At 62.1% G+C, this 25701-nt stretch carries 25 protein-coding genes and 1 tRNA gene; 7 read left to right on the forward strand and 19 right to left on the reverse strand.

Annotation, left to right across the window (positions count from 1 at the left end; genetic code table 11):
* Nucleotides 1-37: 37 nt before the first annotated feature.
* Both V1286_RS17415 and V1286_RS17420 read right to left on the reverse strand, forming a co-directional pair.
* A complete protein-coding gene (locus V1286_RS17415) occupies nt 38-1018 on the reverse strand; it encodes a Bug family tripartite tricarboxylate transporter substrate binding protein (protein ID WP_417021153.1) in 981 nt (326 codons plus the stop codon).
* A gap of 417 nt (nt 1019-1435) precedes the next feature.
* Complete coding sequence (locus V1286_RS17420) at nt 1436-2488, reverse strand: polysaccharide deacetylase family protein (RefSeq protein ID WP_334481238.1); 1053 nt, start codon at nt 2486-2488, stop codon at nt 1436-1438.
* 130 nt (nt 2489-2618) lie between these two features.
* On the opposite strand from V1286_RS17420, the gene V1286_RS17425 reads away from it, so the two are divergent.
* Nucleotides 2619-3809: a GNAT family N-acetyltransferase gene (locus V1286_RS17425; protein WP_334481239.1), complete on the forward strand. Its 1191-nt coding sequence runs from the start codon at nt 2619-2621 to the stop codon at nt 3807-3809.
* A gap of 111 nt (nt 3810-3920) precedes the next feature.
* Here V1286_RS17425 and V1286_RS17430 read toward each other — a convergent pair whose 3' ends face one another.
* Nucleotides 3921-6203, reverse strand: coding sequence for a GumC family protein (locus tag V1286_RS17430; protein WP_334481240.1), 2283 nt, complete (start codon nt 6201-6203; stop codon nt 3921-3923).
* A gap of 260 nt (nt 6204-6463) precedes the next feature.
* Between V1286_RS17430 and V1286_RS17435 the strand changes: the two genes are divergently transcribed.
* The 3 genes from V1286_RS17435 to V1286_RS17445 all read left to right on the forward strand — a co-directional run bounded on the left by V1286_RS17435 (nt 6464) and on the right by V1286_RS17445 (nt 10688).
* Nucleotides 6464-7597 (forward strand): glycosyltransferase family 4 protein, encoded by a 1134-nt coding sequence (locus V1286_RS17435; protein ID WP_334481241.1) that lies wholly within the window; start codon nt 6464-6466, stop codon nt 7595-7597.
* Between the two features lie 139 nt (nt 7598-7736).
* On the forward strand, nt 7737-9263 hold the full coding sequence (locus tag V1286_RS17440; protein ID WP_334489712.1) for an undecaprenyl-phosphate glucose phosphotransferase: 1527 nt from the start codon (nt 7737-7739) through the stop codon (nt 9261-9263).
* Between the two features lie 165 nt (nt 9264-9428).
* The gene (locus tag V1286_RS17445; RefSeq protein ID WP_334481243.1) at nt 9429-10688 is read left to right on the forward strand and encodes an O-antigen ligase family protein; all 1260 of its coding nucleotides are present in this window, start codon (nt 9429-9431) and stop codon (nt 10686-10688) included.
* 19 nt (nt 10689-10707) lie between these two features.
* Here V1286_RS17445 and V1286_RS17450 read toward each other — a convergent pair whose 3' ends face one another.
* The 3 genes from V1286_RS17450 to V1286_RS17460 all read right to left on the reverse strand — a co-directional run bounded on the left by V1286_RS17450 (nt 10708) and on the right by V1286_RS17460 (nt 13674).
* Nucleotides 10708-11886 (reverse strand): saccharopine dehydrogenase family protein, encoded by a 1179-nt coding sequence (locus V1286_RS17450; RefSeq protein WP_334481244.1) that lies wholly within the window; start codon nt 11884-11886, stop codon nt 10708-10710.
* Nucleotides 11887-12010: 124 nt separating this feature from the next.
* Nucleotides 12011-12793 carry a DUF169 domain-containing protein gene (locus V1286_RS17455; RefSeq protein ID WP_334481245.1) on the reverse strand — a complete coding sequence of 261 codons (783 nt, stop codon included), beginning with the start codon at nt 12791-12793 and terminating at the stop codon, nt 12011-12013.
* Between the two features lie 77 nt (nt 12794-12870).
* Complete coding sequence (locus tag V1286_RS17460) at nt 12871-13674, reverse strand: YdcF family protein (RefSeq protein ID WP_334481247.1); 804 nt, start codon at nt 13672-13674, stop codon at nt 12871-12873.
* Between the two features lie 67 nt (nt 13675-13741).
* Between V1286_RS17460 and V1286_RS17465 the strand changes: the two genes are divergently transcribed.
* Nucleotides 13742-14683 (forward strand): acetamidase/formamidase family protein, encoded by a 942-nt coding sequence (locus tag V1286_RS17465; RefSeq protein WP_334481249.1) that lies wholly within the window; start codon nt 13742-13744, stop codon nt 14681-14683.
* Nucleotides 14684-14812: 129 nt separating this feature from the next.
* Here the strand turns inward: V1286_RS17465 and V1286_RS17470 are convergent, their stop codons facing one another.
* Nucleotides 14813-15160: a GrlR family regulatory protein gene (locus tag V1286_RS17470; RefSeq protein WP_334481250.1), complete on the reverse strand. Its 348-nt coding sequence runs from the start codon at nt 15158-15160 to the stop codon at nt 14813-14815.
* A 291-nt stretch (nt 15161-15451) separates the two neighbouring features.
* On the opposite strand from V1286_RS17470, the gene V1286_RS17475 reads away from it, so the two are divergent.
* Complete coding sequence (locus V1286_RS17475) at nt 15452-15652, forward strand: hypothetical protein (protein ID WP_057839093.1); 201 nt, start codon at nt 15452-15454, stop codon at nt 15650-15652.
* Nucleotides 15653-15702: 50 nt separating this feature from the next.
* Nucleotides 15703-16173, forward strand: coding sequence for a GcrA family cell cycle regulator (locus tag V1286_RS17480; protein ID WP_108513547.1), 471 nt, complete (start codon nt 15703-15705; stop codon nt 16171-16173).
* 115 nt (nt 16174-16288) lie between these two features.
* Here the strand turns inward: V1286_RS17480 and V1286_RS17485 are convergent, their stop codons facing one another.
* The 12 genes from V1286_RS17485 to V1286_RS17540 all read right to left on the reverse strand — a co-directional run bounded on the left by V1286_RS17485 (nt 16289) and on the right by V1286_RS17540 (nt 25656).
* Nucleotides 16289-17257: an SDR family oxidoreductase gene (locus V1286_RS17485; protein WP_334481252.1), complete on the reverse strand. Its 969-nt coding sequence runs from the start codon at nt 17255-17257 to the stop codon at nt 16289-16291.
* Between the two features lie 117 nt (nt 17258-17374).
* Nucleotides 17375-18283 (reverse strand): dihydrodipicolinate synthase family protein, encoded by a 909-nt coding sequence (locus V1286_RS17490; protein WP_334481253.1) that lies wholly within the window; start codon nt 18281-18283, stop codon nt 17375-17377.
* 208 nt (nt 18284-18491) lie between these two features.
* Nucleotides 18492-19022: a hypothetical protein gene (locus V1286_RS17495; RefSeq protein ID WP_334481254.1), complete on the reverse strand. Its 531-nt coding sequence runs from the start codon at nt 19020-19022 to the stop codon at nt 18492-18494.
* Nucleotides 19023-19168: 146 nt separating this feature from the next.
* Complete coding sequence (locus V1286_RS17500; RefSeq protein ID WP_334481256.1) at nt 19169-19750, reverse strand: hypothetical protein; 582 nt, start codon at nt 19748-19750, stop codon at nt 19169-19171.
* Nucleotides 19751-20273: 523 nt separating this feature from the next.
* On the reverse strand, nt 20274-20483 hold the full coding sequence (locus V1286_RS17505) for a cold-shock protein (RefSeq protein ID WP_249805689.1): 210 nt from the start codon (nt 20481-20483) through the stop codon (nt 20274-20276).
* A 436-nt stretch (nt 20484-20919) separates the two neighbouring features.
* Nucleotides 20920-20997 (reverse strand) — tRNA-Pro (locus V1286_RS17510).
* A gap of 87 nt (nt 20998-21084) precedes the next feature.
* Entirely contained in the window at nt 21085-21639 is a 555-nt protein-coding gene (locus V1286_RS17515; RefSeq protein ID WP_108513552.1) for a MerR family transcriptional regulator, read from the reverse strand.
* Between the two features lie 95 nt (nt 21640-21734).
* Nucleotides 21735-22064: an integration host factor subunit alpha gene (locus V1286_RS17520; RefSeq protein WP_334481261.1), complete on the reverse strand. Its 330-nt coding sequence runs from the start codon at nt 22062-22064 to the stop codon at nt 21735-21737.
* Between the two features lie 130 nt (nt 22065-22194).
* Complete coding sequence (locus V1286_RS17525) at nt 22195-23172, reverse strand: beta-ketoacyl-ACP synthase III (RefSeq protein WP_334481263.1); 978 nt, start codon at nt 23170-23172, stop codon at nt 22195-22197.
* Nucleotides 23169-24206, reverse strand: a complete 1038-nt coding sequence (plsX, locus tag V1286_RS17530; protein WP_334499403.1) for a phosphate acyltransferase PlsX — start codon at nt 24204-24206, stop codon at nt 23169-23171. Before plsX ends, V1286_RS17525 begins: the two co-directional genes overlap by 4 nt.
* 302 nt (nt 24207-24508) lie before the next feature.
* Complete coding sequence (locus V1286_RS17535; RefSeq protein WP_334481268.1) at nt 24509-25111, reverse strand: YceD family protein; 603 nt, start codon at nt 25109-25111, stop codon at nt 24509-24511.
* Complete coding sequence (locus V1286_RS17540; protein ID WP_334481271.1) at nt 25108-25656, reverse strand: ubiquinol-cytochrome C chaperone family protein; 549 nt, start codon at nt 25654-25656, stop codon at nt 25108-25110. The genes V1286_RS17535 and V1286_RS17540 overlap by 4 nt, the downstream gene beginning before the upstream one ends.
* Between the last annotated feature and the right edge of the window lie 45 nt (nt 25657-25701).

Below are 25701 nucleotides of genomic sequence, written 5' to 3' on the forward strand. Positions count from 1 at the left end.
CCGTTGTTGGCCGCTATGAAATATCGGTGGATCGAAATTACTCCAGCTTGATGTTGGCCGCGCGGATCACCTTCGCCCACCTTTGCGTGTCGTCGGCGACGAATTTTCCGAAGTCAGATGGCGAGAAAACAAGAGGCGTAAGGCCCAGATCGGCGTATCGCGCCTTGATACCGGGGCTTGCTAGTCCGGCATTGATATGATCGTTGAGCTTGTGAATGATCTCGGACGGTGTGCCCTTCGGCGCACCCATCCCCGCCCACACGGTCACCTCATATCCGGGGACCGTTTCGGCAATGGTCGGCACGTCCGGCAGCGCCGGCGACCGCGTTGCGGTGGTCACCGCAAGGGCTCGCAGTTTACCAGCCCGGATGAACTCAAGCGATGGGCTCCCGCTGACGAACATTAGCTCGAACTGCCCACTAATCGCGTCGGTAAGGGCAGGTCCTTCGCCGCGATAGGGCACGTGAATTAAGTTGACGCCAGTCATGATCTTGAACAGCTCGCCGGCCAGATGGCCCGGCGTCCCGACGCCGCCCGACGCCATGTTGATCTTGCCGGGATTGGCCTTGGCGTAGGCGATGAAGTCCGGAACGGTTCTGGTGGGATGAGCAGGATGCATCACCATGACTTGGGGCCCATGCACGATCCCGGCAACCGGTGCAATGTCCCGGATGAAGTTGAAGTTAAGCCTGTCGTAGAGCGTTGCGTTGATTGCGTTCGGTGTTAAGGCCAGCAGGAGCGTATAGCCGTCGGCCGGTGCACGGACGACTGCCTCCGTGCCAATATTGCCGCCGGCACCCGGCCGGTTGTCGACGACGAATTGCTGGCCGAGCCGCTCCGATAACCACTGACCCATCAGACGAGCGTGAAAGTCCCCCGAGCCGCCAGCGGGAAAGCCGACGATGATGCGCACCGGCCGCGTCGGATAGGCTTGCGCTCGCGCGATGGTCGAGAGCGCCGGTAGCGCGGCAGTGGCCGCAGCCAAATGCAGAAACTGCCTTCGGTGGGGAAGTTTCATTGCAGTCCCTCCGCGGCGGTAATCCGATGCGAACGGGCGCGAATAGCCTATTCCTATTCCTGAGATCGTGGAAGGGCGATGTCGCCTATTGACCACAAAAGAGACGTGCTGAAGGCAGTTCGGGATGGCCGCTTCCGAGGGGATAGTGTTGAAAAAGTCTTTTTGGGGTGACGACCAAAATTTTTCAGGACCGCTGATGCCTTTCGCACGCAGCGATATGAGGGACCACATCATCTCACACAAAAACGACCACGGAGCTTCGTATGGGCGCTACGCAGTATTGCAGTGGTGGAGTCGGCTAAAAATCGACTTTTGCGAGATTTTCGGCGTCGTCCAATTTTCGACTTTTGCAACACTATCGAGGGTAATTCGGACATCGCCAAGCCCATATGCATTCCGGATTTATGAACTCACGCCCTAAATCCAATTATCCCGGCTCGGCCTGACCTGCGGAAACATGCACCCCGACAGCATCACGCGCATCATGCGCAGCGAACGCTGCCTGCCGTCCCAGGCGATCCGCGGCAGCGCGTGCAGATTTGTATATCCCTTGGCCTCGACGACCCCCGCGATCGTCGATACCGCGCTGGCGAAACCTGCCTCCTGCCCCATGACGACATGCTCGCGGCGCCAGGATTGCCGATCGCCGAACGGATAGGCGAAATGCCTGACGGCGCGATGCAAGGCGGTCTCCGCGACCGCCTTGCCCATGGTCATTTCGCGTTGCGCGTCGGCCTCTTTCAGGTTGGACAGCGCGGGATAGTTCACCGTTGCGCTACCGATCGTCACTAGCGGATCAGCCGCGAGCTTCGCCAGATCGTCCCAATCCATCGACGCAGCGCGCGACAGCGTCGCGAGATCGACGGAGTAGCGCGTGCAGAGGTCGTGGATTGCGAACGAAAGATCCGGCGGCGGCAGCGTCCGCATCCAGCTGGTCAGAAATTCGAAAGTGTCATACTTCTCCAGCGTGCTGCCTGTTGCGAAACGCCGCTCCTTGCGGTCGATCACCAGGCTGATGCGATCCTCGCGCGCGATCATGTCTTCCAGCGCGAGCCACCAGGCTTCGCCGAGCCCGTCCGGAAACGCGGTCGGCAGGTACACGGTGAAGGGCACGCCGTGCTTCGACAGCACCGGATAGGCCTGCGTGATGACATCCTTGCAGCCGCCGTCGAAGGTCAGGCAGGCAAATCGATTGGCCCTCGGCAGCGTGACCGCCCGCCGGCACACTTCGTCCATCGTGATCAGATCGAAGTTCCAGCGCTTCAGCGCACGGATCGTCCGGTCGAGAAATTGCGGCGTGATTTCGCGCCATCGGTTCGGCTGAAACGGCCGGAATTCGCGCGGACGCACGCGCTCGAACCGCAAAATGACGCCGGCGCCGCCGGTCTCCCGCTGCTTCAGCCTGAAGTAGCCGCTGAAATAGGCGAGCTCCATCCCGGCCCGCCGCAAAATTCCGATATCCGACGCCAAGCTCCGTCCCCACTTCCGACCGCGCCTGCCCCGCCGCGGCCGGATTGTTATTACCCTTTGTTGACATTTCCCTGCGAAGGTCGGCCAAAGCCGAAAATTGTAAACAATTTCATATAGCACGGGCTCTGCGATGACCATGGCTGCCGCGATTGATGACCGAACGGCGGATGCAAATGGGTGGTCGAAGGCGAGCCGCATCGCCGGCATCGACATCGTCCACGACCTCGCCGCAGCGGAAGGCATCTGGCGCCGTCTGGAAGGCGCGCAAACCTTCTTCACGCCGTATCAGCGGTTCGACTTCCTCAGTCCCTGGCAGCGGGCGGTCGGCCAGCGCGACGGCCTCGTTCCCTTTATCGTGGTCGCCTACGACGCGGAACGCCGTCCGCTATTGCTGCTCCCGCTCGCGCTCAGGCACGCCTACGGCGCGCGTTGCGCCAGTTTCATGGGCGGCAAGCATTCCACCTTCAACATGGCGCTGTTCGACCGCGATTTCGCCGCAAGCGCAACGCAAGCCGATCTCGAGGGCCTGATATCGGCGATAGCGCAGCGATCCGAAGCCGACGTCCTCACACTGCACCAGCAACCGGTTCGCTGGCGCGATCTGCCTAATCCGCTTGCCTTGCTGCCGCATCAGCCCTCCGCCAATGATTGCCCGCTCTTGGTGATGGAGCCCGGCGCCGCGCCCGCGGCGCTGGTCAGCAATTCGTTCCGGCGCCGCCTCAAGGGCAAGGAACGCAAGCTGCAGTCCCTGCCCGGCTATCGCAGCCGCGTCGCGTCATCGGAGGCCGACATCACCCGACTGCTCGACTGGTTCTTCCGCGTCAAGCCGCTGCGGATGGCCGAACAGAAGCTGCCCAATGTGTTCGCCGATCCCGGCATCGAGGATTTCGTCCGCGGCGCCTGCGCCGCGCCGCTCGGCGGCGGCAAGCACGCCATCGATATCCACTCGCTGGAATGCGACGAGGAAGTGATCGCGATCTTCGCCGGCGTCGCCGACGGCCATCGCTTCTCGATGATGTTCAATACCTACACGATGTCGGCGAATTCGAAATACAGCCCCGGCCTGATTTTGATGCGCGACATCATCGATCACTATGCCGGACAGGGTTATGGCGCGCTCGACCTGGGGATCGGATCGGACGATTACAAGCGGCTGTTCTGCAAGAGCGAGGAGCCGATCTTCGATAGCTTCATCCCGCTCAGCCAGCGCGGCAAGCTCGCCGCCGGCGTCATGTCAGGCCTCAACCGCACCAAGCGGCTGGTGAAGCACAATCCGGCGCTGCTGGAGATGGCGCAAAAGCTGCGCAGCGCGTTCAGCTGAACAAAATGCCGTAGGGTGGACAAAGGCGCGATAGCGCCGTGCCCACTATCTATCCGATTTCAAGTCGTTGAATGGTGGGCACGCTTCGCTTTGCCCACCCTACGAATTCTCTCAAGCCGCCACCACGCGCGGTCCGGGCTCGACCTCATCGGAATCCTGACACGGCTTGCTCAGCATCGTCACCTCGGAGAAGCCGACCGCCCTGAGCTGGTCGCACATCAGCGCGCGCGCATCCTGCGTCATCGATGCTTCGGGCACCACGACTGCCTGCGCCTGTGACGTCAGCAATTCGGCCGGCAGATCAGAGGCCGTGCCGGCGTCCATAAGCACATGGTCATAGACCCGCAGCAGCGCGTCGATCGCAAGCACCAGCCGCGGCGACTGGAGCTGCGCGCGGTCGAAACCCGGGCGTCCGGCGCTGACGAGATGAACGCGCGACAGCCGGTCTTTGGTGATGATCTGCGCAAACGACGCCTCGCCCTGCATCAGTTCGGCAAGTCCAGGTGCCACTGGATCGACCGACGCGGCGGGAATCATCGGTGAGGATGCCACGAGATCGACGACTACGACTTTCGCCTGCTGCGCCATCAGCCGCGCCAGCGTCAACGCGGTCAGCGTGATGCTCTCGCTCGATGCCGTGCCAAGCACGGTAACCTTGCGCGCCGCGACGCCTGCGCCAACCAGGACATCCGCTACCTGCCCGATTTCACCGATTTCCGCCGCGGTGTCCATGCGAGGGCTGTCCACGCGTGGCTCATTCAACACCGGCTCTGAGATGTGATCCGCGTCAGCGAGGTCCGCCACGGGAAGCTCGGGCGCGATCGCCGGCGCACGCACCGGTTCCGGCGGAGCAGCCAAGATAATTTTGGGCGCGATTTCGGGCGCAATTTCGCGCACAACTTCCGGCCATGCCGCACCGGGTCTCCGCGGCGCGGTCATGCGCAACAGCTCGCCGGTCACAATCGCACCCGAGGTGAGCAACAAGGTCGCCAGCGTCGCGATGAGCACGATCGGCAGTTTCTTCGGATAGGCCGGGGTATTGGAGACGGTGGCGCGCGAGATGATGCGGCCATCGGCCGGCGCCGCCTCGATGTTCTCGCGGGCGCTGGCCTCGCGGTATTTGGCGAGATAGGATTCCAGCAGATCGCGCTGGGCCTTGGCTTCGCGCTCGAGCGCGCGGAGCTGCACGTCCTGGCCGTTGTTCGAGGACGCCAGCTTCTTCAACTGATCGAGGCTGTTCATCAAGCCATCGACCCGGCCGCTGGCGATGCGGGCATCGCTCTCCAGCGAGCGGGACACCTTGTCCGCCTCCTCGCGCAACTGCCGATCGAGATCGGCGAGTTGCGCCTTCAATTCCTTGATGCGGGGATGGCCACCGAGCAACGTCGACGATTGCTCGGCGAGCTGGGCGCGCAGCGTCACCCGCTGTTCGGAGAGCCGGCGGATCAGTTCGGAATTGAGCACTTCCGAAGCCTCGATCGGCCTGCCGCCCTGCAGCATTTCCTTGATCAACCGTGCCTTGGACTCCGCATCAGACTTCAAGGCCCGGGCGTTGTTCAGCTGCGTGTTGATCTCACCCATCTGCTGGTTGGACAGCGTGGTGTTGTTGGTGCCGACAAACAGGCTAGACTTGGAGCGGAAATCCTCAGCGCGGGATTCGGCTTCTGCCACCTTCTTGCGCAGGCTTTCGATTTCACCCGACAGCCACTGGCCTGCCGATTTCGCCTGCTGCTGCCGCGCATCCTGCTGCAGCACCAGATAGCCTTCCGCGATCGAGTTGGCGACGCGCGCGGCAAGTTCGGGATCGCGCGACTGGAATTCGATGACGATGACGCGGGACTTGTCGACGGCGTAGGCCGTGAAGCGATCGTAATAGGCTTCCAGGACACGTTCCTCAGGTGTCAGCGAGAGCGGGTCGCGTCCGATACCGATCAGGGCCAGCAATGACTTCAGCGGCGAGAACCCTTGCAGCACCGGATCGAATTCGGGACGCTCGGCAAGCTTGTTCTTCTTGATGATCTCGCGGGCCAGGTCGCGCGACTGCACGAGTTGCACCTGACTGGTCACGGCTTCTGCGTCGAGCGCGCTGCGCTCCTCGTTGCGCTCGCCGGTCGGCCGCAGGAACACGTTTTCGCGCCCATCCACCAGGATGCGCGCTTCCGACTTGAACCGAGGGGTGATCATATTGACCGCGGCCAGCGATGCCACCAGCACCAGAACCGTCGGGACGATGATCAAACTTCGCTTGTGCATCAGCGTCTGGCCGAGCGCATGCAGATCGAGATCGCCGGATTCGGATGCGGCGACGGGCTTCGGGGCCGAAGGCGCAGGCCTTGCCATCGCCCGCTGCACCACCGGCTTGTCTTTGCCTGCACGCCAGAACGCCAAACGCATCGCACACTCCCGCGGACGCCACTGCTGGTCCACTCGAACCTGGCCCGAGTACACTTCATTATGGTTGCCGCTGGGTTAATTTGCCCCATTTCGCGCCCCGCAAACACGGGCTATTGGGCACGCGGTCATTTTTTGTTAACCATCAAAGGCCTTAATCGGGCGACAATTTTTTTCAGGACTCTAGTAATGCGAGGCGTACCCGCTCGAATCTCATGTCTGGTTGCTGCGCTCGTGCTCGTCGGCGAGCGCTGGTTCTGATCATGCCTGTCGTTGACGGTCAGCCGCTTCGCATCCTGCACGCCACGCGCGCGCCTGTCGGCGGCATCTTCCGCCATATCCTCGATCTCGCCAACGGCCAGGCCGATCGCGGCCACCATGTCGGCATCATCGCCGACAGCCTCACCGGCGGCGAACGCGCCGAGCAGGCGCTGGCGGAAATCGCTCCACGCCTCAAGCTCGGCGTTCACCGCACGGCCATTCGCCGCGAGCCGCTTCCGACCGATCTACTGGTGTGGGCCCGGTTCCAGCGCATGATCCGCGAACTGAAGCCGGACGTGCTGCACGGTCACGGCGCCAAGGCCGGCGCCTACATGCGTTTGCGGACCGCTTCCCGCGACAGGATCCGGGTATACACCCCGCATGGCGGCTCGCTGCACTATCCGCTGGCGACGCTGAAGGGCAACATCTATGCCCGCGTCGAACGCGCGCTGATGAACGATACCGACCTGTTCCTGTTCGAAAGCGCGTTTGCGCGCGACACCTATCAGCGCACCATCGGCACGCCGAAGGGACTCGTGCGCTGCGTATTCAACGGCGTCACCGCCACTGAATTCGACGCGGTCGTGAAGGCCGATGACGCCACCGACCTGATCTATGTCGGCGAGTTCCGGCACATCAAGGGCGCCGACCTCCTGATCGACGCGGTGGCACGGCTGCGCGCCGGCGGCCGTCCGGTGACGCTCACGCTCGCCGGCGACGGCGAGGAAAGCGCAAGCCTCAAAGGCCAGGTGGAACAACTCGGCCTCGGCGACGCCGTGCGGTTCATCGGCCACGTCAAGGCGCGCTTCGGCTTCTCAAAGGGCTCGCTGCTGGTGGTTCCCTCCCGCGGCGACTCGATGCCCTATGTCGTGATCGAGGCGGCGGCTGCAGGAATTCCAATGGTCGCCGCCAACATCGGCGGCATCCCCGAGATTTTCGGTCCGCATGGCGATGCCTTGTTTGCTCCCAGCAACGCGGCCGCGATGGCGGAAGCGATCGAAGCCGCGCTGAAGGATCCGGCCGCGGCGACCGCACAGGCGAAATCGCTGCGCGAACGAATCTTCATGCATTTTTCGCAGAAGGCGATGGTCGAGGGCGTCTTCGCCGGCTACCGCGACGCGTTTGCCAATCGTTAACCGTTCTTTACCAACGTAACCGTTTCTTCCGATTTGTCCCGTAAGCCGTGGGTGTGGGGAATTCCGCACCGGCACGCACGCTCCTATGTGCATGCTCCAGAACGGACGTGGACCAGTGGAACCGATTAACGCACGCTCGATGCTCGATGCCGCGGCAACGGCCGCGATGGCCGTCACCGCTGATCACCCACCGATCGAACGGCGCCGCAGGCTTACCCCGGCCGCTATTGCCGTCAGCAACCAGAAAGTCGGCCGCGCTTATTCGCCGATCGTGATCGCAGGCGCAGTTCGCGTCATGGATTTTGCGATGCTCAGCGCGATCGGCGTCGCGCTTTATTTCGGATATGTCGTCCCCCTCTCCGGCTTCTACTGGGAATTTCTCGCGGCGATCTTCGGCGTGGCCGCAACGGCCGTGATCTGCTTCCAGGCCGCCGACATCTACCAGGTGCAGCTATTCCGCGACCATCTTCGCCAGATGACCCGGATGATTTCATCCTGGGCGTTCGTGTTCCTGCTGTTCATCGGCGCATCCTTCATCGTCAAGCTCGGCAGCGAAATTTCGCGGCTCTGGCTTACGGCGTTTTTCCTTGGCGGTATTGCGGCGCTGGTGACCGGGCGGGTGTTCCTGCGCTCGCTGGTACGCAGTTGGGCCCGTCAGGGCCGGCTCGATCGTCGCACCATCATCGTGGGCGCGGACGAGAACGGCGAGCAGCTCGTCCAGGCGCTCAAGACCCAGGATGATTCCGACATCCAGGTGCTCGGGGTGTTCGACGACCGCAACGACGACCGCGCGCTGGATACCTGTGCAGGCAGCCCCAAGCTCGGCAAGGTCGACGACATCGTCGAATTCGCGCGCCGCACCCGCATCGACCTCGTGCTGTTCGCGCTGCCGATCTCGGCCGAGACGCGCATTCTGGAGATGCTGAAGAAGCTGTGGGTGCTGCCGGTCGACATCCGCCTCTCAGCCCATACCAACAAGCTGCGCTTCCGCCCCCGCTCCTATTCCTATCTCGGCGAGGTGCCCACCCTCGACGTGTTCGAGGCGCCGATCACCGACTGGGACCTGGTGATGAAGTGGCTGTTCGACCACGTCGTCGGCTTCATGATCCTGGTGCTGGCGCTGCCGGTGATGGGATTGGTCGCGCTTGCGGTCAGGCTCGACAGCCCGGGGCCGGTGCTGTTCCGCCAGAAAAGATTCGGCTTCAACAACGAGCGCATCGACGTCTTCAAGTTTCGCTCGATGTACCACCATCAGGCCGATCCGACCGCCTCCAAGGTCGTAACCAAAAACGATCCCCGCGTCACGCGCGTCGGGCGCTTCATCCGCAAGACCAGCCTCGACGAACTGCCGCAGCTCTTCAACGTCGTGTTCAAGAGCAACCTTTCGCTGGTCGGCCCGCGTCCCCACGCCGTGCAGGGCAAGCTGCAGAGCCGGTTGTTCGACGAGGCCGTCGACGGCTATTTCGCGCGCCACCGCGTCAAGCCGGGGATCACCGGCTGGGCGCAGATCAACGGCTGGCGCGGCGAAGTCGATACCGACGAGAAGATACAGAAGCGCGTCGAGTTCGATCTCTATTACATCGAGAACTGGTCGGTGCTGTTCGATCTCTACATTCTGCTCAAGACGCCGCTGGCGCTGATGACCAAGAGCGAGAACGCGTATTGAGTTGAGGAGACCTCGCTGTCATTGCGAGCGAAGCAATCCATAGCGTCACGCTGGGAAAGATTGATTGCTTCGTCGCTCCGCTCCCTTGCGCAAACGCTTCGCGTTTGTCGCGGGCAATGACGCGGATAGCGGTGTCGTAGTTTTGTTGCGTTGCGTGAGTGTGTGATGGCGTATGCGGCGACAGCCGGGGGATCGCTCCCATCGATGACGGCCGCGCCCGGCGTGCTTGCCTTGCAGCGCGCGATGGTGTGGCTGGTCGGTGCATGCGGCGCCATCGTCTTTATCGAACCCTCGCCCTATGAGCTGGCGACGCTGGCCGCCTCGCTGATCTTCTTCGCAACGGGGTTGCGGATGCGCCTGGTGTTCATGCCGCTGCTGTTGCTCCTGTTCCTGATCAATATCGGCTACAGCATCAGCGCGGTCGCCGTGATGGACCGGCCCAATGTGCCGAACTGGATCGCAACCTCCTGGTACATGGCGGTCACGGTCATCTTCTTCGCGATGGTCATCTCCGAGGACACCACGGCGCGGCTCGACATGCTCCGGCGCGGCCTTGTCCTCGGCGCCGTGATTGCTTCGCTCGCCGGCATCGCGGGTTATTTCAATCTCGTTCCCGGCGGGCGCGACCTGCTGACGCTGTACGACCGTGCCCGCGGCACCTTCAAGGACCCGAACGTATACGGTGCGTTCCTTATCCTGCCTGCGCTGTTCGCGCTGCAAAGCGTCGTTTCGGACAAGTTCGGCAAATCGCTCCGCAACGCGATCGCGTTCGGCATCATGTCGCTGGCGATCCTGCTGGCGTTCTCACGCGCGGCGTGGGGCATGCTCGTCATCACCTCCGCCGTCATGCTGGCGCTGATGGTGCTGACCAGCCGCTCGCAGTCGCAGCGCTCGCGCATCATCGTCATGGCGCTGGTCGTGGTGGTGCTGGCGGCCGCGCTGGTCGCGGTATTGCTGTCGTTCGATTCCATCTCGCAGCTGTTCAAGCAGCGCGCCAGTTTCGACCAGAGCTATGATGAAGGCCGTTTCGGCCGCTTCGGCCGGCATATCCTCGGCGCCGAGATGGCGCTGGGCTTACCCTTCGGCATCGGGCCGCTGCAGTTCAATCGCTTCTTTCCCGAAGACACCCACAATTCCTACCTGAACGCGTTCATGTCGGGCGGCTGGCTCTCCGGCGTCTGCTATCCGGCGCTAATTTTCGTCACGGTGCTGACGAGCTTCCGCTATGTGTTCGTCCGCGTCCCCTGGCAGCCGACCTATCTGGCCATCTTCGCAGCTTTCCTCGGCACAGTCGGCGAGAGTTTTATCATCGATACCGACCATTGGCGGCATTTTTGGATGATGCTGGGCACGATGTGGGGCATGTTTGTCGCCGCTGAGCGCTGGAAAGCGAACAGCAATTCCGCGATTATGGCACCGACATAACCCACCGTACAATTCGACGCTATTTCTCCACCGTGAACGTCAACCCAGCATGATCAACAAGCCGCTTGATCAGCTTGTGCTGCATCGCCGCCCCCGGCGTCCAAATTCCCGCTGGCACATCCGGCGTATCGCGCAGCAGGCAGATCGCGCATTCCGAGATCATCTTTGACGTCGAGCCATAGCCGGGATCGCGATCGCCCTTGACCGCTGCGCGGACCTGACGGCCATCGGGAGCAATCGCGACGTAGAGCAGGTCGTAGAGCCCATTCTCGCGCTCTTCCTTCGACGGCCCTTCGCCCGGCTTCGGCGCGTTCGGACCGGTCTTTTCGGTGTTTGCGGCCATCACCAGCTTGGCGTTGGCTTCGCCCCTCTCGCCGGCACCCGTCAGTACCATTTCGTCGTAGACGAACTCCTTCCCATACGGAAAGTCCATCAGCATGTTCGAGCGATGGATGTTACGGGTGTTGATGAGCGCCATCATGAACGGCGCTGCCCAGGATTGCAGGTCTTCCTCATAAACCGGCCTGTTCCCGCGCGGCTGCTTGGCGCCCTCGAACCCCGGGGTCAATGCGAACGGGTTGTTCAGGATCGCAACGAGGCTGAGATCGCGAGCCACGGCTTCGAACTGGGCCCGCGCACTTGCTGCGGTCCCGCCGGAGAGCGTGCCGCGCATGTCGCGCACACGACCTTTGACGCGAGAGGCTGGCGCACCGAATACACGCTTGGCCTCCTCCTGCACGAAGTACGTACCGAGTTCGAAAGGAATCGAGTCGAACCCGCATGAGAACAGGATTCGGGCGCCGCTCGCCTTCGCGGCGACTTCATGCTTCTCGATCATCTGCCGCATCCAGACCGGCTCGCCGCAGAGATCGAGATAATCGGTGCCGGCCTCCGCACAGGTCGCGATCAATTCGTTGCCGTAGAGCTGATACGGTCCGACGGTGGTGATCACCGACTTGGTCTGGGTGACCATCGTTTTCAGCGAGGTGGAATCGCTCGCATCCGCCACGATCAGCGCGGTATCTGATGGCGCGCCGATCGCGTCGCGGACAGAGGCGAGCTTGTCTTTGCTGCGCCCGGCCATCGCCCATTTCAGATTGGCGTCGCCCTTGTATTGCGCGGCGAGATATTCGGCGACGAGCTGCCCGGTGAAGCCGGTGGCGCCATAGACGACGATGTCGAATTTCGACGAAGACATACCTGAATTCCCTTTAGTATTTCTCGTCATTGCGAGCGAAGCGAAGCAATCCATCGCTCCTCTTGCTGCGGCATGGATTGCTTCGCTTCGCTCGCAATGACGGTTTCCTGTCGCTTTCGCAAGCCTATTTCTTCGCGTAGGACACGCCCATGCCGGCGCGCACGTCGGCCTGGATACCATAGGGCGCGATCGGATAGCGCAGGCCGTTCTTCGCCAGTTGCTTCATGCCCACGATGGCCTTGGCAAGATGCTCAGGCTTGAGCGCCATCAGCATTTCTTCGTCGGGCACGCCGCCGTAACGCCGCTCGGCAAAGCATGGCAGCGAGAGCGACGGCTCGCCGGTCTTGAGCGCCCTGCCCCAGGAATCCGCGCACGCGGTCTCGCCGACAACGCCCCATTCGAATTTCTTGTAGCCGGTATATTGCAGGCCGTTGATGAGAATAATCATCTGGCCGGGCGTCGCATAGACCAGGCAGATGTCGGGCGGGTTGAGCCGGCCGCTGGTGAGCGGGCTCACCGCCATCGCCTGGTACCGGCCGAAAGGCACGACGTCGAGCGCTTCCTGGCGCTTGCGCGCATCCTCGGCCGTGCCATGCCAGACGCCGACATAATTGTCGCCGGCGAGAAACTTTTCGTCCTGCGGCGCCAGCCCGATCACGGCCCGGCACTGCGCGCCGACGAGATCGTCACCAGTGATGCCGACGGTCCAGCCGAGCCGCGAGGCCATGCTAACGATCTGGTCGGTGGTATGCACCGCCGAGGGGCGGCGGATTTTCGGGATCGCGGTCATCTCCTCGACGCGGGCAAACATCTTGATGCCGATCACGGTCGTCTTCAGGCGAAGCAGGCTGTTGAGATCAGCCACCATGCCGGCCAAATCGAGCGCTTCCGGCGTCTGCTGTTGCATGGCGTCATCTCCCGTCATCGGCGCGCTGAACAGCGCCTTGCCTGATTGTAGCCCGGCTCGATGGGGGTTGCGACCTCTTACTTCGGCGCCGGGCCCGGCACCAACTCGTCGATCTTGCCGGTGAGCCGATATGCGATGAGGCCCATCCATTCGCGCACCGCAAGGTCGGTCCGTCCGAACCCCTCGACGGCGACGTTTGAAAGCGCCATCAGGTCATCGCGTCCGCCGACCCGCCAATCGACGGGATAGGGCTCTACCGCAAATCCCGCTTTTCGGAACAAGCCGACCGATCGCGGCATGTGAAAGGCCGAGGTCACCAGCACCCATCGTTCGCCGTCCTTCGGCTTGACCAGCGCCTTGGAGAATTCGGCGTTCTCCTGGGTGTTGCGCGATCCCCGTTCCATGATCAGCCGCGATTTGTCGACGCCGAGGCTTTCGAAGATGGCGCCGGCGAAATCAGCTTCCCTGGCATCGTTCGAGACGAGGTTCGCGCTGCCGCCGGAAAAAACCACGCGCGCATTGGGATATCGCCTCGCCAGCGCGGCGGCAGCGATGATCCGGTCCGGCGCGCCGCGCACCACCGGCGTTCCATGCGCCACGGAGAGATCGGCTTCGATCGATGCCCCCAGCACGATGATGCCATCAGGCGCGCCGCGCGCGGCGTCCCATGACGGGAAGCGCTGCTCGAGGGGATAGAGCAGAGCTTTTCCGAGTGGCGACAGCCCGCAAATCACGAGGAGCAACACGGCTGATATCACGAGCTTGCGGCCGAGCGATGCAAAGCGCGTCGCCATCAGAAAGGCGCCGACGAACCCGATGGCGATCAGAAAATTCGTCGGCAACAGCAGGTAGCCGAGCGTTTTGGACAGGACAAAAAACAAGGGAAGCCTCTGACAATGTCTGCTACAGCGTCATACGACGCCATTGCAGCAACCAAAAGCCCTCCTCATGCCCCATCATCACCTGCATTCCAGCCCCGAAACCTGCCACTGGGGCTTCTTCGAAGCCAAATTGAAGCCCGTCCTGACCATTGCCAGCGGTGATGAAGTCACCATCGACACCGTGAGCGGCGGCGCGGACGTGGTGCCTGACCGAGCCAAGTTTCACGTCCCTCCCGAGCTTGCCGACATCCACGCGCAGAGCGAGCGCATGGTGCCAGGCCACATTCTCACCGGGCCGGTTGCGGTGGCCGGTGCCGAACCCGGCGACGTGCTGGAGGTCGATATCCTCGACGTCCAGCTCCGGCAGGACTGGGGCTACAATCTGATCCGTCCGCTGGCGGGCACCCTGCCCGACGATTTCCACGAGACGCGGATCCTGAACATTCCGCTCGATCGCGAACGGATGGTGGGCCGGATGCCATGGGGCCTCGACCTGCCGCTTAAGCCATTCTTTGGCGTGATGGGCGTGGCGCCGCCGCCCGCCTGGGGCCGCATCACCTCGCTGATCCCGCGCGCGATGGGCGGCAACCTCGACAACAAGGAACTGGGCCCGGGCGCCAAACTGTATCTGCCGGTGTTCGTGCCGGGCGCGCTGTTTTCCTGCGGCGACGGCCACGGCGTGCAGGGCGATGGCGAAGTCTGCGTCACCGCAATCGAGACAGCGCTGCAGGGCCGCTTCCGCCTGACCTTGCGCAAGGATCTACGGCTTGATTATCCGCGCGCGGAAACGCCTGATCACTACATGACGATGGCGATGGACCCCGATCTCGATCAATGCGTGGTGCGCGCGCTGCGCGACATGATTGTCTTGCTCGGCGAGAAGCGCAATCTGTCGCGCGAGGACGCCTACACGCTGTGCAGCCTCGCCGCCGATTTGCGGGTGACGCAGACCGTCAACGGCTCCAAGGGCATTCACTGCATGATTGCGAAGGCGATCGTGCACGGCTAGAGCATGATCCGGAAAAGTGGAGACCGGTTTTCCCTCGCGACAAACGCGGAACGCGTTTGCGCGGAGATCATGCTCAAACTAAAGGGATGAGATCATGATGCGTCTATCGCATCATGATCTAACCCGCCTTCAAAACTCCGAACGCAGCTGCAGCCTGGCGTGAAACACCACGCTGGTTTTACCGACCAGCGCCGTACCGTTCACTTCCGCCGCGTCGGCGGAATAGCCGCCGGTAAAGCCGCAGGTGACTTCACGCCCGCCGAACAGCGGCAGGCTGCCGACCGACTTCGTGTGCTCGTTGGTGATCAATTCGCCGCGCCATTTGCCGCGATCGGCGCGATAGGAGCCTGTGTAATAGAAATATGAGTCGCCGCCGGCGATCTTGCCATCATGCAGTACGATCACGCCGTTGGCGCGGCCATGCCCGCCGTCCGTCATCTCGATCTGGATGGTGTAGAGACCGTTCGTTACCGTCATTGCGCCCCTTGCAGTCGTCTGCGGACATCATCGGCATTCCCGATAGCGCGAGGCAATCAAGAAATGGACGCGCGGCAGGATCGTTTCGCCGCGCCCGCGAGCGCTGCCGAGCCCCCGGCGGGAGCTCCGTTCAACCGGCGCGCAGCCAGTCCACTGACCCACCCCCGGATTTTTAACCGCTTTTTCAAACGGATAGGAAGCTATCCACAAGTCGTTTGACTCATGTGTGCAAAACTAAATAGAGTCGAAATAGTAACTTTTCAGTACATCGTTTAAAAGTTAGCGTTCCCCATGGCTACAGAAAAAGCCGAAACCGACCGCGTTCCCGTTACGTTGGCGCTCTCGACCATCAACTATCTCGAAAGACTGGTGAGACAGGGCACCCACGGCACCAGCGTTCCCGGCGTCGCAAGGACTTTGATCGAGGAAGGCATTCGGCTCGCCATCAAGGACGGGCTGCTTGCAATCCGCGACAACGGCAAGGCGTCCTGACGGGAATTTTGGGAACGCGGCGGTTCACACAGAATGTGGAACCGAAAAACATGCTTACGCATCTACCGACCTGGACGACCGATCGCGTCGAGTTGCTGAAGAGTCATTTTGAAGCCGGCCTCACCTGCCGCGAGATCGCAGCCAGCATCGGCGTCAGCCGCAACGCGGTGATCGGCAAACTTGCCCGCCTCCAGTTGACGCGCGGCCCGGCCCGTGCCGAACCGCGCCCGACCAAGGCCGCCCGGGAGCGCTCCAGGAAATCCATCCCCAGGCTGCAGTATCAAATCCTGCAGGCCGTCTACGAAAACGCGCAGCCGCTCCAGGAGGAGCCGATCGCCAGCGAACGCCGCTGCTCGCTGTTCGAACTCAGCAACGAACGGTGCCGTTGGCCGATCAGCACGCCCGGCGCCGAGGATTTCTGCTTTTGCGGCAACACGCCGATTGAAGGCATGCCCTATTGTTCGGGCCACCACCGCCTCGCCTATCGTCCGGGCTCGCGCCAGCGCGTCGTGCGCGGATAAGGCAAATCGCGTTTTCAGACGAGGCGGGCCCTCGCACGTGATCCGGGGTGAGTTGAGAAAAACGCGTCAACAAAGAGGAACTGCGGTTCTGATTCAAAATCAGAACCGCGAGACTTTAACCCAGCCGCCAGCCGACCTCTTCCGTAAAGCTCTTGTAGAACTCCGGCGTGTAGGCCTTTTCCGGGGCCTGCCGCACCCGCTCGTCGAGCTTGTGAGCGTCGTCACCGACGAGAATGCGCCAACGCTCGGTCTTGACGCCATCGAGGATGATCTTTGCCGCGGCCGCCGCCGTGGTCGGCGCCTCCTCGCGGAAAGTGCGCGCGCGGTCGAGCGCGATCTTCTGGATGTCGTCGTCCGACATCGGCGCGGTGTCGATGCCCATGCCCTTCAGGCGCTGCCGCGTCGCCAGGATTTCATTCGGGCTCAGTTCTTCGGATTCCGTCCCGCTCTGGATCTTGCGCGAATTGGAGACGATCGAGGTGCCGATATGCCCGGGCATCACGACGGAGCATTTGATGTGCGGGGCGTTGAGCCGCAAGTCCGTCATCAGCGCTTCGGTAAACCCTTTCACCGCAAACTTGGCGGCGCTGTAGGCGGTGTGCGACGCGCCCAATCCCACGGACGCCCAGAAACCGTTGACGCTCGATGTGTTGACGATGTGGGCCTCGTCCGCCTTCATCATCAGCGGCAGGAAGGTGCGGACGCCGAGATAGACGCCGCCCCAGCAGATGTTGAAGGTGCGCTCCCACTGCTCGCGCGTGTTGGTGAACAGGCTGCCGCCGCCGCCGATGCCGGCATTGTTGAACAGCAGATGGATCTTGTCGGTTGCCTGCTGCTCGATCAGTTCGTCGCGAAAACGCTGGAGATGGTTCTCGATCGAGACATCGGCGACGTGCGTGGTGACGCGCAGCCCCTGCGGCAGCTTTTCCGCCTCGCACATGCGCTTGGTCTCGGCCATCGCCTCCAGGGAAACGTCGCACATCGCGACGTTGCAGCCTTCGGCCACGAGCTGGCGCGCGAGTTCGCGACCCATGCCCGTGCCGCCTCCGGTGATCACGGCAAACTTTCCGGCAAAGTCCTTCATTGAGATCGTTACCTCGGTTTTGAGTTTTTAAAGTTTGAGCCCTCATGGCAATGGAGCCCATGCGAGCAGGACAGTAACAGCTCGCGACTGCCGGTAAAACCGCCTGCAAGGCGGATATTACTCCGCCGCCTCGACGCGATGACCAACCGACCCGCCCAATCCCTCCAACGCCTTCCTGATGGCGGCCTGTTGTGCGGGCGATGCTTCCGGCATCGGTGCGCGAGAGAATGTCGCGGGCAGCCCCTGCAGCGACTGCGCATAGCGCGTGCACGCCGGCAGATTGTCCGAGACGATCGCGTTCCACAACGTCAGCAGCTTTTGGTGCAGCTCCAGCGCGCGAACGTGGTCGCCCGCCTTGACCGCGTTCCAGAGTTCGACGGAAGCGTGCGGCGCGGCGCTCAGGATCGCCGCAATCGATCCATGCGCACCGAGCGCGTAGGACGGATACATCAGCGCATCGACGGCGCTGTAGATCAGTTTGTCCGGCGCCATCATCATGAGATCGGCAAACAGTTTCAAATCGCCCGCGCTCTGCTTGACACCGACGACCAACGGCACCTCGTTCATGATGCGGGTCAAAAGCGCCGGCGAGAGATAGGACCACGGCACCACGTTGTAGATGATGATGGGCATGCCGGTTTCATCAGCCATGCGGCGGAAGTGATCGACCATCGCCTGCTCGTCCGGCTTGAACAGATAATGCACCGGCGTCACCTGGAGTGCTGCGACGTTCATGTCGCGCACAAGCTTGCCGCGCCGGATCGCATCGCGGGTGGAATCCACGATGATGCCGGCGATCACAGGCGCGCGCCCCTTGGCGGCTTCCACCGTCGCCGCCACCAGGTCGCGATACTCCTCGTGATCGAGCGTATGCCCCTCGCCGGTCGAGCCGCCCGCCGCCATGCCATGGCTGCCGGCGCCGATCAGCCAGTCGACCTGAGGAGCAACCAGCTCGAAATCGATCTCGCCGTCTTTCCGGAACGGCGTGGTCATCGGCGGTATCACGCCGGTGGGACGTGCTTTCATGGGCCTGCCCTCGCTTTTCCATCCGCTGATAGCGGGTGTGTCCCCGCTTTGCCGGCGATATCCGCCAGTTGCGGCAAGCCTATGGGATGTCGAGACAGCTTTCCAGTTACGGAATTGGCACGGCAGGGTATCGGAAAACGCCGCGTGAACCGGCTTTCGATCAAAGCGGGCCCGGCGCTCGCAGCTCGCAATATTTCATCGCCCGGCGTCAACGCTTGCAGATGTCGCTGGTCGCTTTCTCCTCACGCATGATCCGCATTATCTCGGGCGCGGCGAAGCTGCTGAAATCAGCAGCAACAAGCGTGCCATAGCGCCGGTGGTTCTTGAGTGCGTTCAACAATTTATCGCTGAAGTTTTCGATGACGCTTGCGTCGCCAGCTGGGATCGGCGGCTTGGACGCTTCCGCCTGCTTTGCGAAAGCAAAGAACTTCGTGGTGGCCTCGACCATCGCCGCGCGGTTATCGGGGTCGCAGAGTTCCCGATCGTCCTGCGCATAAATGCAGCCCGCCAACTCTCCCCATTTGACAGCCGAAAGAACCGTCCGGAATTCGGATCTCGAATCTGGCTTGCCGGCCAGGGCGGCAACGCTCGCCTGCATGCTGCCGGCCTTCAGGATGAAGTATGCGGCACTTGGCTGCATCTTCTCGGCGTCCGGACCGACGTCCACAACGCGGAAAATGCAGCTCCGCACGACCGGCGCGACCTCCGGCCGGCCGAGGCGATTGGCGTCGGCGAACAACGAAACACTGGGCCCGACCGAGACGAAACTTGACATCGCACTCGATATATTCGGGGCCCAGATCCACGCGCCGACCGCGAGGAAGCCTCCGACGAAAGCCAGGATGAGGGTGAGAACCTGACGGATCAATTTTCAAGCTCCCGCTGCTAAGCCCTGGGGCAGTTGTCGGTCGTGCCCTTGTACTGATCGAGCATCGGCTTCATTGCCGCTGGGACGGTCCAGCCGAAATCAGCTTTGATCAGGCGGCCATTGCTGGTGTCCAGTATCAAGGCCGCGTTGATCGCCCGGTTGCGAGGGCTGTCCCAGAGATTCCTGACCGTGGACATCTCGGATTCGCCATATCGCTTGGCGGTATTCATCATTTCATCGAACTTCGCGAAATAGCGATTGATGTAATCGACGATGTAGGCGCGATTGTTCCGCTCGCAGACTGCGTTCGGATGGGTGACGAGATAGCAGTTCAGCGCCGCCGTTATCTCTTTCGCGCGGGTGAGGTCTCGCCAGTCGACACGATGTTCGTTGCTCGTGAGCTTTGGCAGCAGCTCATCGCGCTCGGGACTTTCAAGCGCGGGATAACAGGCTTCGCGTATCTTGGCCTCTTTCCATTCGCCCATACGTTGTCCGCCCGGGAGGTAATCCGCGGTGTTGCCGAGGACGAAGTAGTTGATCAGGTTTATGCCCAGAAAAATGCCACCCAAAACAAAAGCCGCACGCATCAAGAAATTCATGGCTTAACGCCCTGGAACGGTTGTATCGGGGCATCTATAACACCCAGAATATGCCGGGAACGTTAATCGCGGATCGGTGCGTGGGGTGGGGTTAAGGCAAACTTACCGGGGCGGCCGCGCGCATCGGCGTTCAGGTACCTAGGCTAGATCGTCGCGCACCGACCTTGCAGATGTCGCGGGTCACTTTCGCGCTGCGTAGTCCGATCCGCCGGTTCCGCTCGGGCGGACTTACTTCCAGCGCCGCGGGCGCAAGACAGCTCAGCCCGGGAATGAGGCCACGGGGCGCGCCCTCCGCGCTCGTTGAACCTTTGGCCTCCGCCAACGACCTACTGACGAGGCAGTATCAATCCAGAGGAGACCGCCGTGAGCCAGTGGCGCGACAGCATGGTTGATCGACCGGAAACGGACGGCGCGGCCTACCTGACCGGCTGGACCGTCAGCGGAGTAGCTGTGCTCGGGGCCATCGTGGCCGTCTGGGTGCTCGGCATCTAGCGACGGTCAAGACCGGAACGTAAGTGCCGGATCAACCTACCCTGAGGTTTTCGGCGGATTCTTTCCCACGGTTGGCCACAACTTCGTAACTTACCTTCGCACCCTCATTCAGACTGCTCAGACCCGCTCTCTCGACGGCCGAGATATGGACGAACACGTCCTTGCCACCAGTCTCGGGCTGGATAAATCCATAGCCCTTTGTCGCGTTGAACCACTTCACCGTACCTGTTGCCACGTCCATGACTCCCCATAGATTCGAATAGACGAAAGATGGTGACAGAAATCCGGCGAAAGAAAGGGCCCGCCAAGGTGAACCCTCGCGAAAAAGCCGCCGCTGGGTTGATACAGCGACGGCTCTTACGCATTACTCTCGCGGCGATATCTTCCGCGATTACCACGAAGATACAGAGCTGCAGTTAGCAAATGCCGAGGCGCGCCAACGTTTGATCGGCAACAAAGAAGCGCGCGTGAGGCCGATCGCCGATTTACGCCGGCAGGTGCTGAACCTGTGGGCGGCAACCTTACTCGCCGAGGCCCAAAAGGTCATTGACCTGTACCTTGCCCGGCGCGGCGTGCTGGCGGCGAACGCGATCCAGAAGCTCGAGAACTATCGCGATAAGGCCGCTAAGTCTGGCACGTCTTCGTACGAAAGAGGCCGCCCAAAATGTTGGGTAAATTGGTCGGAGCGAGAGGATTTGAACCTCCGACCCCTAGTCTCCCAGACTAGTGCGCTAACCGGGCTGCGCCACGCTCCGATGCCGTTCCATTAGCTGCGATCAGCGCCCGGCGCAAGGCGCGCGAGCGGCCTCATTGAGGTGACAGGCGGCCAGTTCCCCGCCCCCTCAGCCGTCCTTGAGGGCGTTGTCCAGCAATTGCCGGCAGGCGACCAGGTCCTGCAGCACCCGTTCGAGGCGCTCGCGGTTGGCGTCCGAGGGCCCGGGCTTACCTTTGGCGAACGGCAGCAAAATGCCGTCATCGTCGGTATCGGCAAAGCGGTAGTCGATTTCTTTCTCTTCGGTCTCGTAATCCTCGTCGTCGGCATCGACGGTCGGCGTCTCGCCCTCCTCGGGCTCCTGCAGGCTGAGACCAATCGCCTCCTCGACGGCGCCGAAAGTGACGGCGGAAGTCTGGTCGGCAAGGCCCTGCACCGATTTGATGCCGTGCTCTTTGAGTATCCGCTGCACGCCGCGGATGGTGTAGCCCTCGCCGTAGAGCAGCCGGCGGATGCCCTTGAGCAGGTCGACGTCGTCGGGGCGGTAGTAACGCCGCCCGCCGCTTCGCTTCATCGGCTTGATCTGGGCGAACCGCGTCTCCCAGAACCGCAGCACGTGCTGGGGAATATCGAGTTCTTCAGCGACTTCGCTGATGGTGCGGAACGCATCCGGCGCCTTGTCCAAATGCCAGCTCCTCTCAACTCATCTTGTTGGTGAAGACGCGGTACTCGCCTTGCTACGCGGCCGTATCACTCGGTCTCGCTAATCGGCCTTGCTCACTAATCGGTCTTGCCTTCGCCGTTGCCGACCACGTGGCCGTTGATCCGCTGCTTCAGAATGGCCGACGGCTTGAACACCATCACGCGACGCGGCGAGATCGGCACTTCGGTACCGGTCTTCGGGTTACGTCCGATCCGCTGACCCTTCTTGCGCACCATGAACGAACCGAACGACGACAGCTTCACCGTCTCGCCCTTCTCCAGGCAATCGGTGATTTCTTTCAAAACGAGTTCGACAAACGCGGATGATTCCGTCCGCGACAAGCCCACTTTTTGGTAGACTGCCTCGCACAAATCGACACGTGTGACTGTTTTCCCGGTCCCTGTCATCGCCTGCCCCGCACTCTCGGCGAACAATTTATTCCCTGAAATTAGGAGGTTAGCACGCAATGGTCAACAGCGACCATCATGCATACGCATGGAACAACGCAACAAATTTGATCAGTATCTTACGCAGCGCTCACCAGCGCACGAGCGCGGAACCCCAGGTGAAGCCGCCGCCCATGGCTTCGAACAGCACCAGATCGCCTTTCTTCACGCGCCCGTCCTTGACGGCCACCGCAAGCGCCAGCGGAATCGAAGCTGCCGACGTGTTGCCGTGCAGATCGACGGTCAGCACCACTTTCTGCGGTGCAATATGAAGCTTGTGCGCCGAAGCGTCGATGATTCGCTTGTTGGCCTGATGCGGGATGAACCAGTCGATGTGCTCGGCCGTCGCGCCGGTCGCATTGAAGGCATCCACGATCACGTCCGTGATCATGCCGACCGCGTGCTTGAACACTTCACGGCCTTCCATCCGGAGATGACCGACGGTCTGGGTGGTGGAAGGACCACCGTCGACAAAGAGCTTCGCCTTGTGCCGGCCGTCCGAGCGCAGATGCGTGGTGAGCACGCCGCGATCGGAAGGCGCGCCCGGTTGGTCCTGCGCCTCGAGCACGATCGCGCCGGCACCGTCGCCGAACAGTACGCAGGTGCCGCGATCGTTCCAGTCGAGAATGCGCGAGAACGTCTCGGCGCCGATCACCAGCGCGCGCTTGTAGGCGCCGGAGCGCAGGAAATTGTCGGCGGTCGCGAGCGCGAAGACGAAGCCGGAGCACACCGCCTGCAGATCGAAGGCGGCGCCGTGATGGATACCGAGCTCGTTCTGCACGGCGACTGCAGTTGCCGGAAAGGTATGGTCTGGCGTCGACGTCGCCAGCACGATCAGATCAATCGCCTGGGCATCGATGCCGGCGTGTTCCAGCGCCGCGCGCGCCGCGTTGATCGCCAGATGTGAAGTGAACTCGCCTTCGGCCGCGATATGGCGCTGCCGGATGCCGGTGCGCTGCACGATCCACTCGTCCGAAGTATCGATACGGGCGGCGAGTTCCGCATTGGTCAGTACCTTCTGCGGCAGATAGGAGCCGCAGCCCAGCACGACCGAACGTTTCGCAGTCACGAGACAACCTCCTGCGCGATCTGCGCCTGTACCAGCGCACTGATCTTGGTGAGGAGATCGCAGCGGACCATCTCATAGCCAACATCAACTGCGTAGGCAAAGCCTTCGGCGTTGATTCCGCCGTGGCTTTTGACAACCAAACCTTTCAATCCAAGCAGCATACCACCATTGGATTTATTCGGGTCGAGCTTTTCTCGCAGCGCCTTGAAGGCGCTACGGGCGAACAAATAGCCAATCTTGGATTGCCAGCTGCTCGCCATCGCATTGCGCAGAAAATCCGCCATCTGGCGTGCGGTGCCTTCCGCGGACTTCAATGCGATATTGCCGCTGAAACCCTCCGAAACGATCACGTCAGCCGCGCCCGCGCCGATCCCGTCGCCCTCGACGAAGCCGATATAGTCGAGCTCTGGAAGGTTCATCGCGCGGAGCTGTTCCGAGGCTTTACGAATCTCCTCGCCGCCCTTGACCTCCTCAACCCCGATATTGAGCAGGCCGACGGTCGGACGCTTCAGGCCGAACAGCACGCTCGCCATCGCGCTGCCCATGACCGCGAGCGACACCAGATGATGCGCATCGCCGCCGATGCTGGCGCCGAGATCGAGTACGACGGAATCGCCGCGCGCCGTCGGCCATACGCCGGCAATGGCCGGCCGGTCGATGCCGGGCATGGTGTGCAGATGGAAGCGCGCCATCGCCATCAGCGCGCCGGTATTGCCGGCGGAAACCGCCACATCGGCCTCGCCCTTTTTCACGGCGTCGATCGCAAGCCACATCGACGAGTTCTTGCGGCCGCGGCGCAGCGCCTGGCTCGGCTTGTCGTGCATGCTGATGGTCACGTCGGTATGGACCACGCGCGAGGCCTTTTTCAGCGCCGGATATTTCGCAAGCTGCTCATCGATCTGTTTGCTGTCGCCAAAGAGCAGGAATTCGCTGTCGGGATGCCGTTTCAAAGAGATGGCGGCGCCGGGAACGACGACCGATGCGCCGACATCGCCACCCATGGCGTCAAGCGCGATTCGAACCTTTTGCGGCATGAACGTCCCGGAAACCTGATCTCTTGCGGCCCTCATAGAGCATGGCCGCGCACTGGAAAGGCACCGCCAAAGCGGTGCTCGGCAAAGCGCATCCCCGCGCCTCCGCCGGGCCGGGACAATAGCGTGTCCCCGTCCCGACACAACCTCTTGACCACGGTCTTTTGGCGAAAGGCAAGCGCTGTGGCCCGAAATCCAGAATACAAAATATCCCGATATAATTCAATATCTTATGGGACATTCTTGGCAGGATATCACGGCCACCTCTAACCGATGGCAGCTTCGCCGGCCACTTTAACTGCCGGCTACTTGCCCTTGGGCTTCCTGGTGCCGGACTTTTTCGGTTCTGCCTTCAACGCCTTCAGTGCCGCGAACGGGTGATCCTCGGGATCGGCGGCTTCAACCACCGGCTCAAATACGGCGCCGGGTTTGCGCGGATATGGATCGACCGCAAGATACAATGCGTCGGTGGCGACCCGGCCGAGATCGATCATGCCGTTCTCAATCGGCTCGGGCGGATCGGGCGTCTCCTCGTCGCCTTGCTCGGCCTCATCGACCAGCGCGGCCATCTGCGGGATCTGCTCGGGCGGCGCGAAGATCAGATCGATCGGCTCGTCGATATCGGTCTCGATCTCCTCCAGCGTCACCACGCAGGTCTGTCCGATCCGCGCCCGCACGTAGCCGGCCACTTGGAAGCTGCCGCCGCTCTTCGGCGTGACGTCGAACGAGGCCTGCACCGAAAGTACCTCACGCAAGCCTCCGACATCGGCCACCGCGTTGCGGATGGCCTGATCGGCCTCGATGTCGCGGTGCAGGCCCGTTTCCGGTATCTGCGCCACCGCGACGGGGACGCGCCACGGGTCGGGCTTTTCTGTCGTGCCAGTCTTGGTCGTACCAGTCTTGCTCATTGCTGCGCGCCATTCTCCGGCAATGGAAATTTGGCCGAACCGCTCACCAGCGTCGCCTCGTCGAGGCTGTCGAGGGCGGCCATCGCCGCCTCGGCATAGGCGGCAAGCAGCCGGGCCTTTTCGATGTTCTCGCCGTTCAGGATATTCTTGCACAGCGCCTGCGCTAGTGCCTCGCGGCCCTCCGTCAGAGCAAAATCATAGGCCGCTGTCCGGCCATAGAAGGCTTCGCCGAAGGCCTGCATGCGCTTCGGCACCTTGAGGTCACTAACCGCCATCTCGCGCAGATTATCGTCCATATCGTTGCAAAAATGGTCGAACAGCCCCTGTGACAGGGCTGTGCCGCCCTCCACCGATTTCAGGCGCCGCAAGACCAGCCACAAATGCAGCAGAAGCAGGTCAAAACGGCCGTTAACCGTGTCCGGAACCCCAAAGTCCCGATAAAACAACGGTTCTCGCGCCTGCGTCACGATCATGCCATAGATGGCCTCGATGGTGCCGCGCAACGGCGTCCGGGGTTTCCTGAAGTGATTGAACGGCCAAAGCATGGTGGGTTCCGCAAGCGAGCCCTCCCGGGCCACGCGTGTTGCAAT

It is taken from the genome of Bradyrhizobium algeriense (assembly GCF_036924595.1).
Classification (GTDB): Bacteria; Pseudomonadota; Alphaproteobacteria; order Rhizobiales; family Xanthobacteraceae; genus Bradyrhizobium; species Bradyrhizobium algeriense.

What these genes read in the sequence shown, in the direction of transcription:
- V1286_RS17415 (WP_417021153.1), bottom strand. Translation starts at nt 1,018, where the DNA reads ATGAAACTTCCCCACCGAAGGCAGTTTCTGCATTTGGCTGCGGCCACT.
- V1286_RS17425 (WP_334481239.1), top strand. Translation starts at nt 2,619, where the DNA reads ATGACCATGGCTGCCGCGATTGATGACCGAACGGCGGATGCAAATGGG.
- V1286_RS17430 (WP_334481240.1), bottom strand. Translation starts at nt 6,203, where the DNA reads ATGCGTTTGGCGTTCTGGCGTGCAGGCAAAGACAAGCCGGTGGTGCAG.
- V1286_RS17435 (WP_334481241.1), top strand. Translation starts at nt 6,464, where the DNA reads ATGCCTGTCGTTGACGGTCAGCCGCTTCGCATCCTGCACGCCACGCGC.
- V1286_RS17440 (WP_334489712.1), top strand. Translation starts at nt 7,737, where the DNA reads ATGCTCGATGCCGCGGCAACGGCCGCGATGGCCGTCACCGCTGATCAC.
- V1286_RS17445 (WP_334481243.1), top strand. Translation starts at nt 9,429, where the DNA reads ATGGCGTATGCGGCGACAGCCGGGGGATCGCTCCCATCGATGACGGCC.
- V1286_RS17450 (WP_334481244.1), bottom strand. Translation starts at nt 11,886, where the DNA reads ATGTCTTCGTCGAAATTCGACATCGTCGTCTATGGCGCCACCGGCTTC.
- V1286_RS17455 (WP_334481245.1), bottom strand. Translation starts at nt 12,793, where the DNA reads ATGCAACAGCAGACGCCGGAAGCGCTCGATTTGGCCGGCATGGTGGCT.
- V1286_RS17465 (WP_334481249.1), top strand. Translation starts at nt 13,742, where the DNA reads ATGCCCCATCATCACCTGCATTCCAGCCCCGAAACCTGCCACTGGGGC.
- V1286_RS17470 (WP_334481250.1), bottom strand. Translation starts at nt 15,160, where the DNA reads ATGACGGTAACGAACGGTCTCTACACCATCCAGATCGAGATGACGGAC.
- V1286_RS17475 (WP_057839093.1), top strand. Translation starts at nt 15,452, where the DNA reads ATGGCTACAGAAAAAGCCGAAACCGACCGCGTTCCCGTTACGTTGGCG.
- V1286_RS17480 (WP_108513547.1), top strand. Translation starts at nt 15,703, where the DNA reads ATGCTTACGCATCTACCGACCTGGACGACCGATCGCGTCGAGTTGCTG.
- V1286_RS17485 (WP_334481252.1), bottom strand. Translation starts at nt 17,257, where the DNA reads ATGAAGGACTTTGCCGGAAAGTTTGCCGTGATCACCGGAGGCGGCACG.
- V1286_RS17490 (WP_334481253.1), bottom strand. Translation starts at nt 18,283, where the DNA reads ATGAAAGCACGTCCCACCGGCGTGATACCGCCGATGACCACGCCGTTC.
- V1286_RS17500 (WP_334481256.1), bottom strand. Translation starts at nt 19,750, where the DNA reads ATGAATTTCTTGATGCGTGCGGCTTTTGTTTTGGGTGGCATTTTTCTG.
- V1286_RS17505 (WP_249805689.1), bottom strand. Translation starts at nt 20,483, where the DNA reads ATGGACGTGGCAACAGGTACGGTGAAGTGGTTCAACGCGACAAAGGGC.
- V1286_RS17520 (WP_334481261.1), bottom strand. Translation starts at nt 22,064, where the DNA reads ATGACAGGGACCGGGAAAACAGTCACACGTGTCGATTTGTGCGAGGCA.
- plsX (WP_334499403.1), bottom strand. Translation starts at nt 24,206, where the DNA reads ATGCCGCAAAAGGTTCGAATCGCGCTTGACGCCATGGGTGGCGATGTC.
- V1286_RS17535 (WP_334481268.1), bottom strand. Translation starts at nt 25,111, where the DNA reads ATGAGCAAGACTGGTACGACCAAGACTGGCACGACAGAAAAGCCCGAC.
- V1286_RS17540 (WP_334481271.1), bottom strand. Translation starts at nt 25,656, where the DNA reads ATGCTTTGGCCGTTCAATCACTTCAGGAAACCCCGGACGCCGTTGCGC.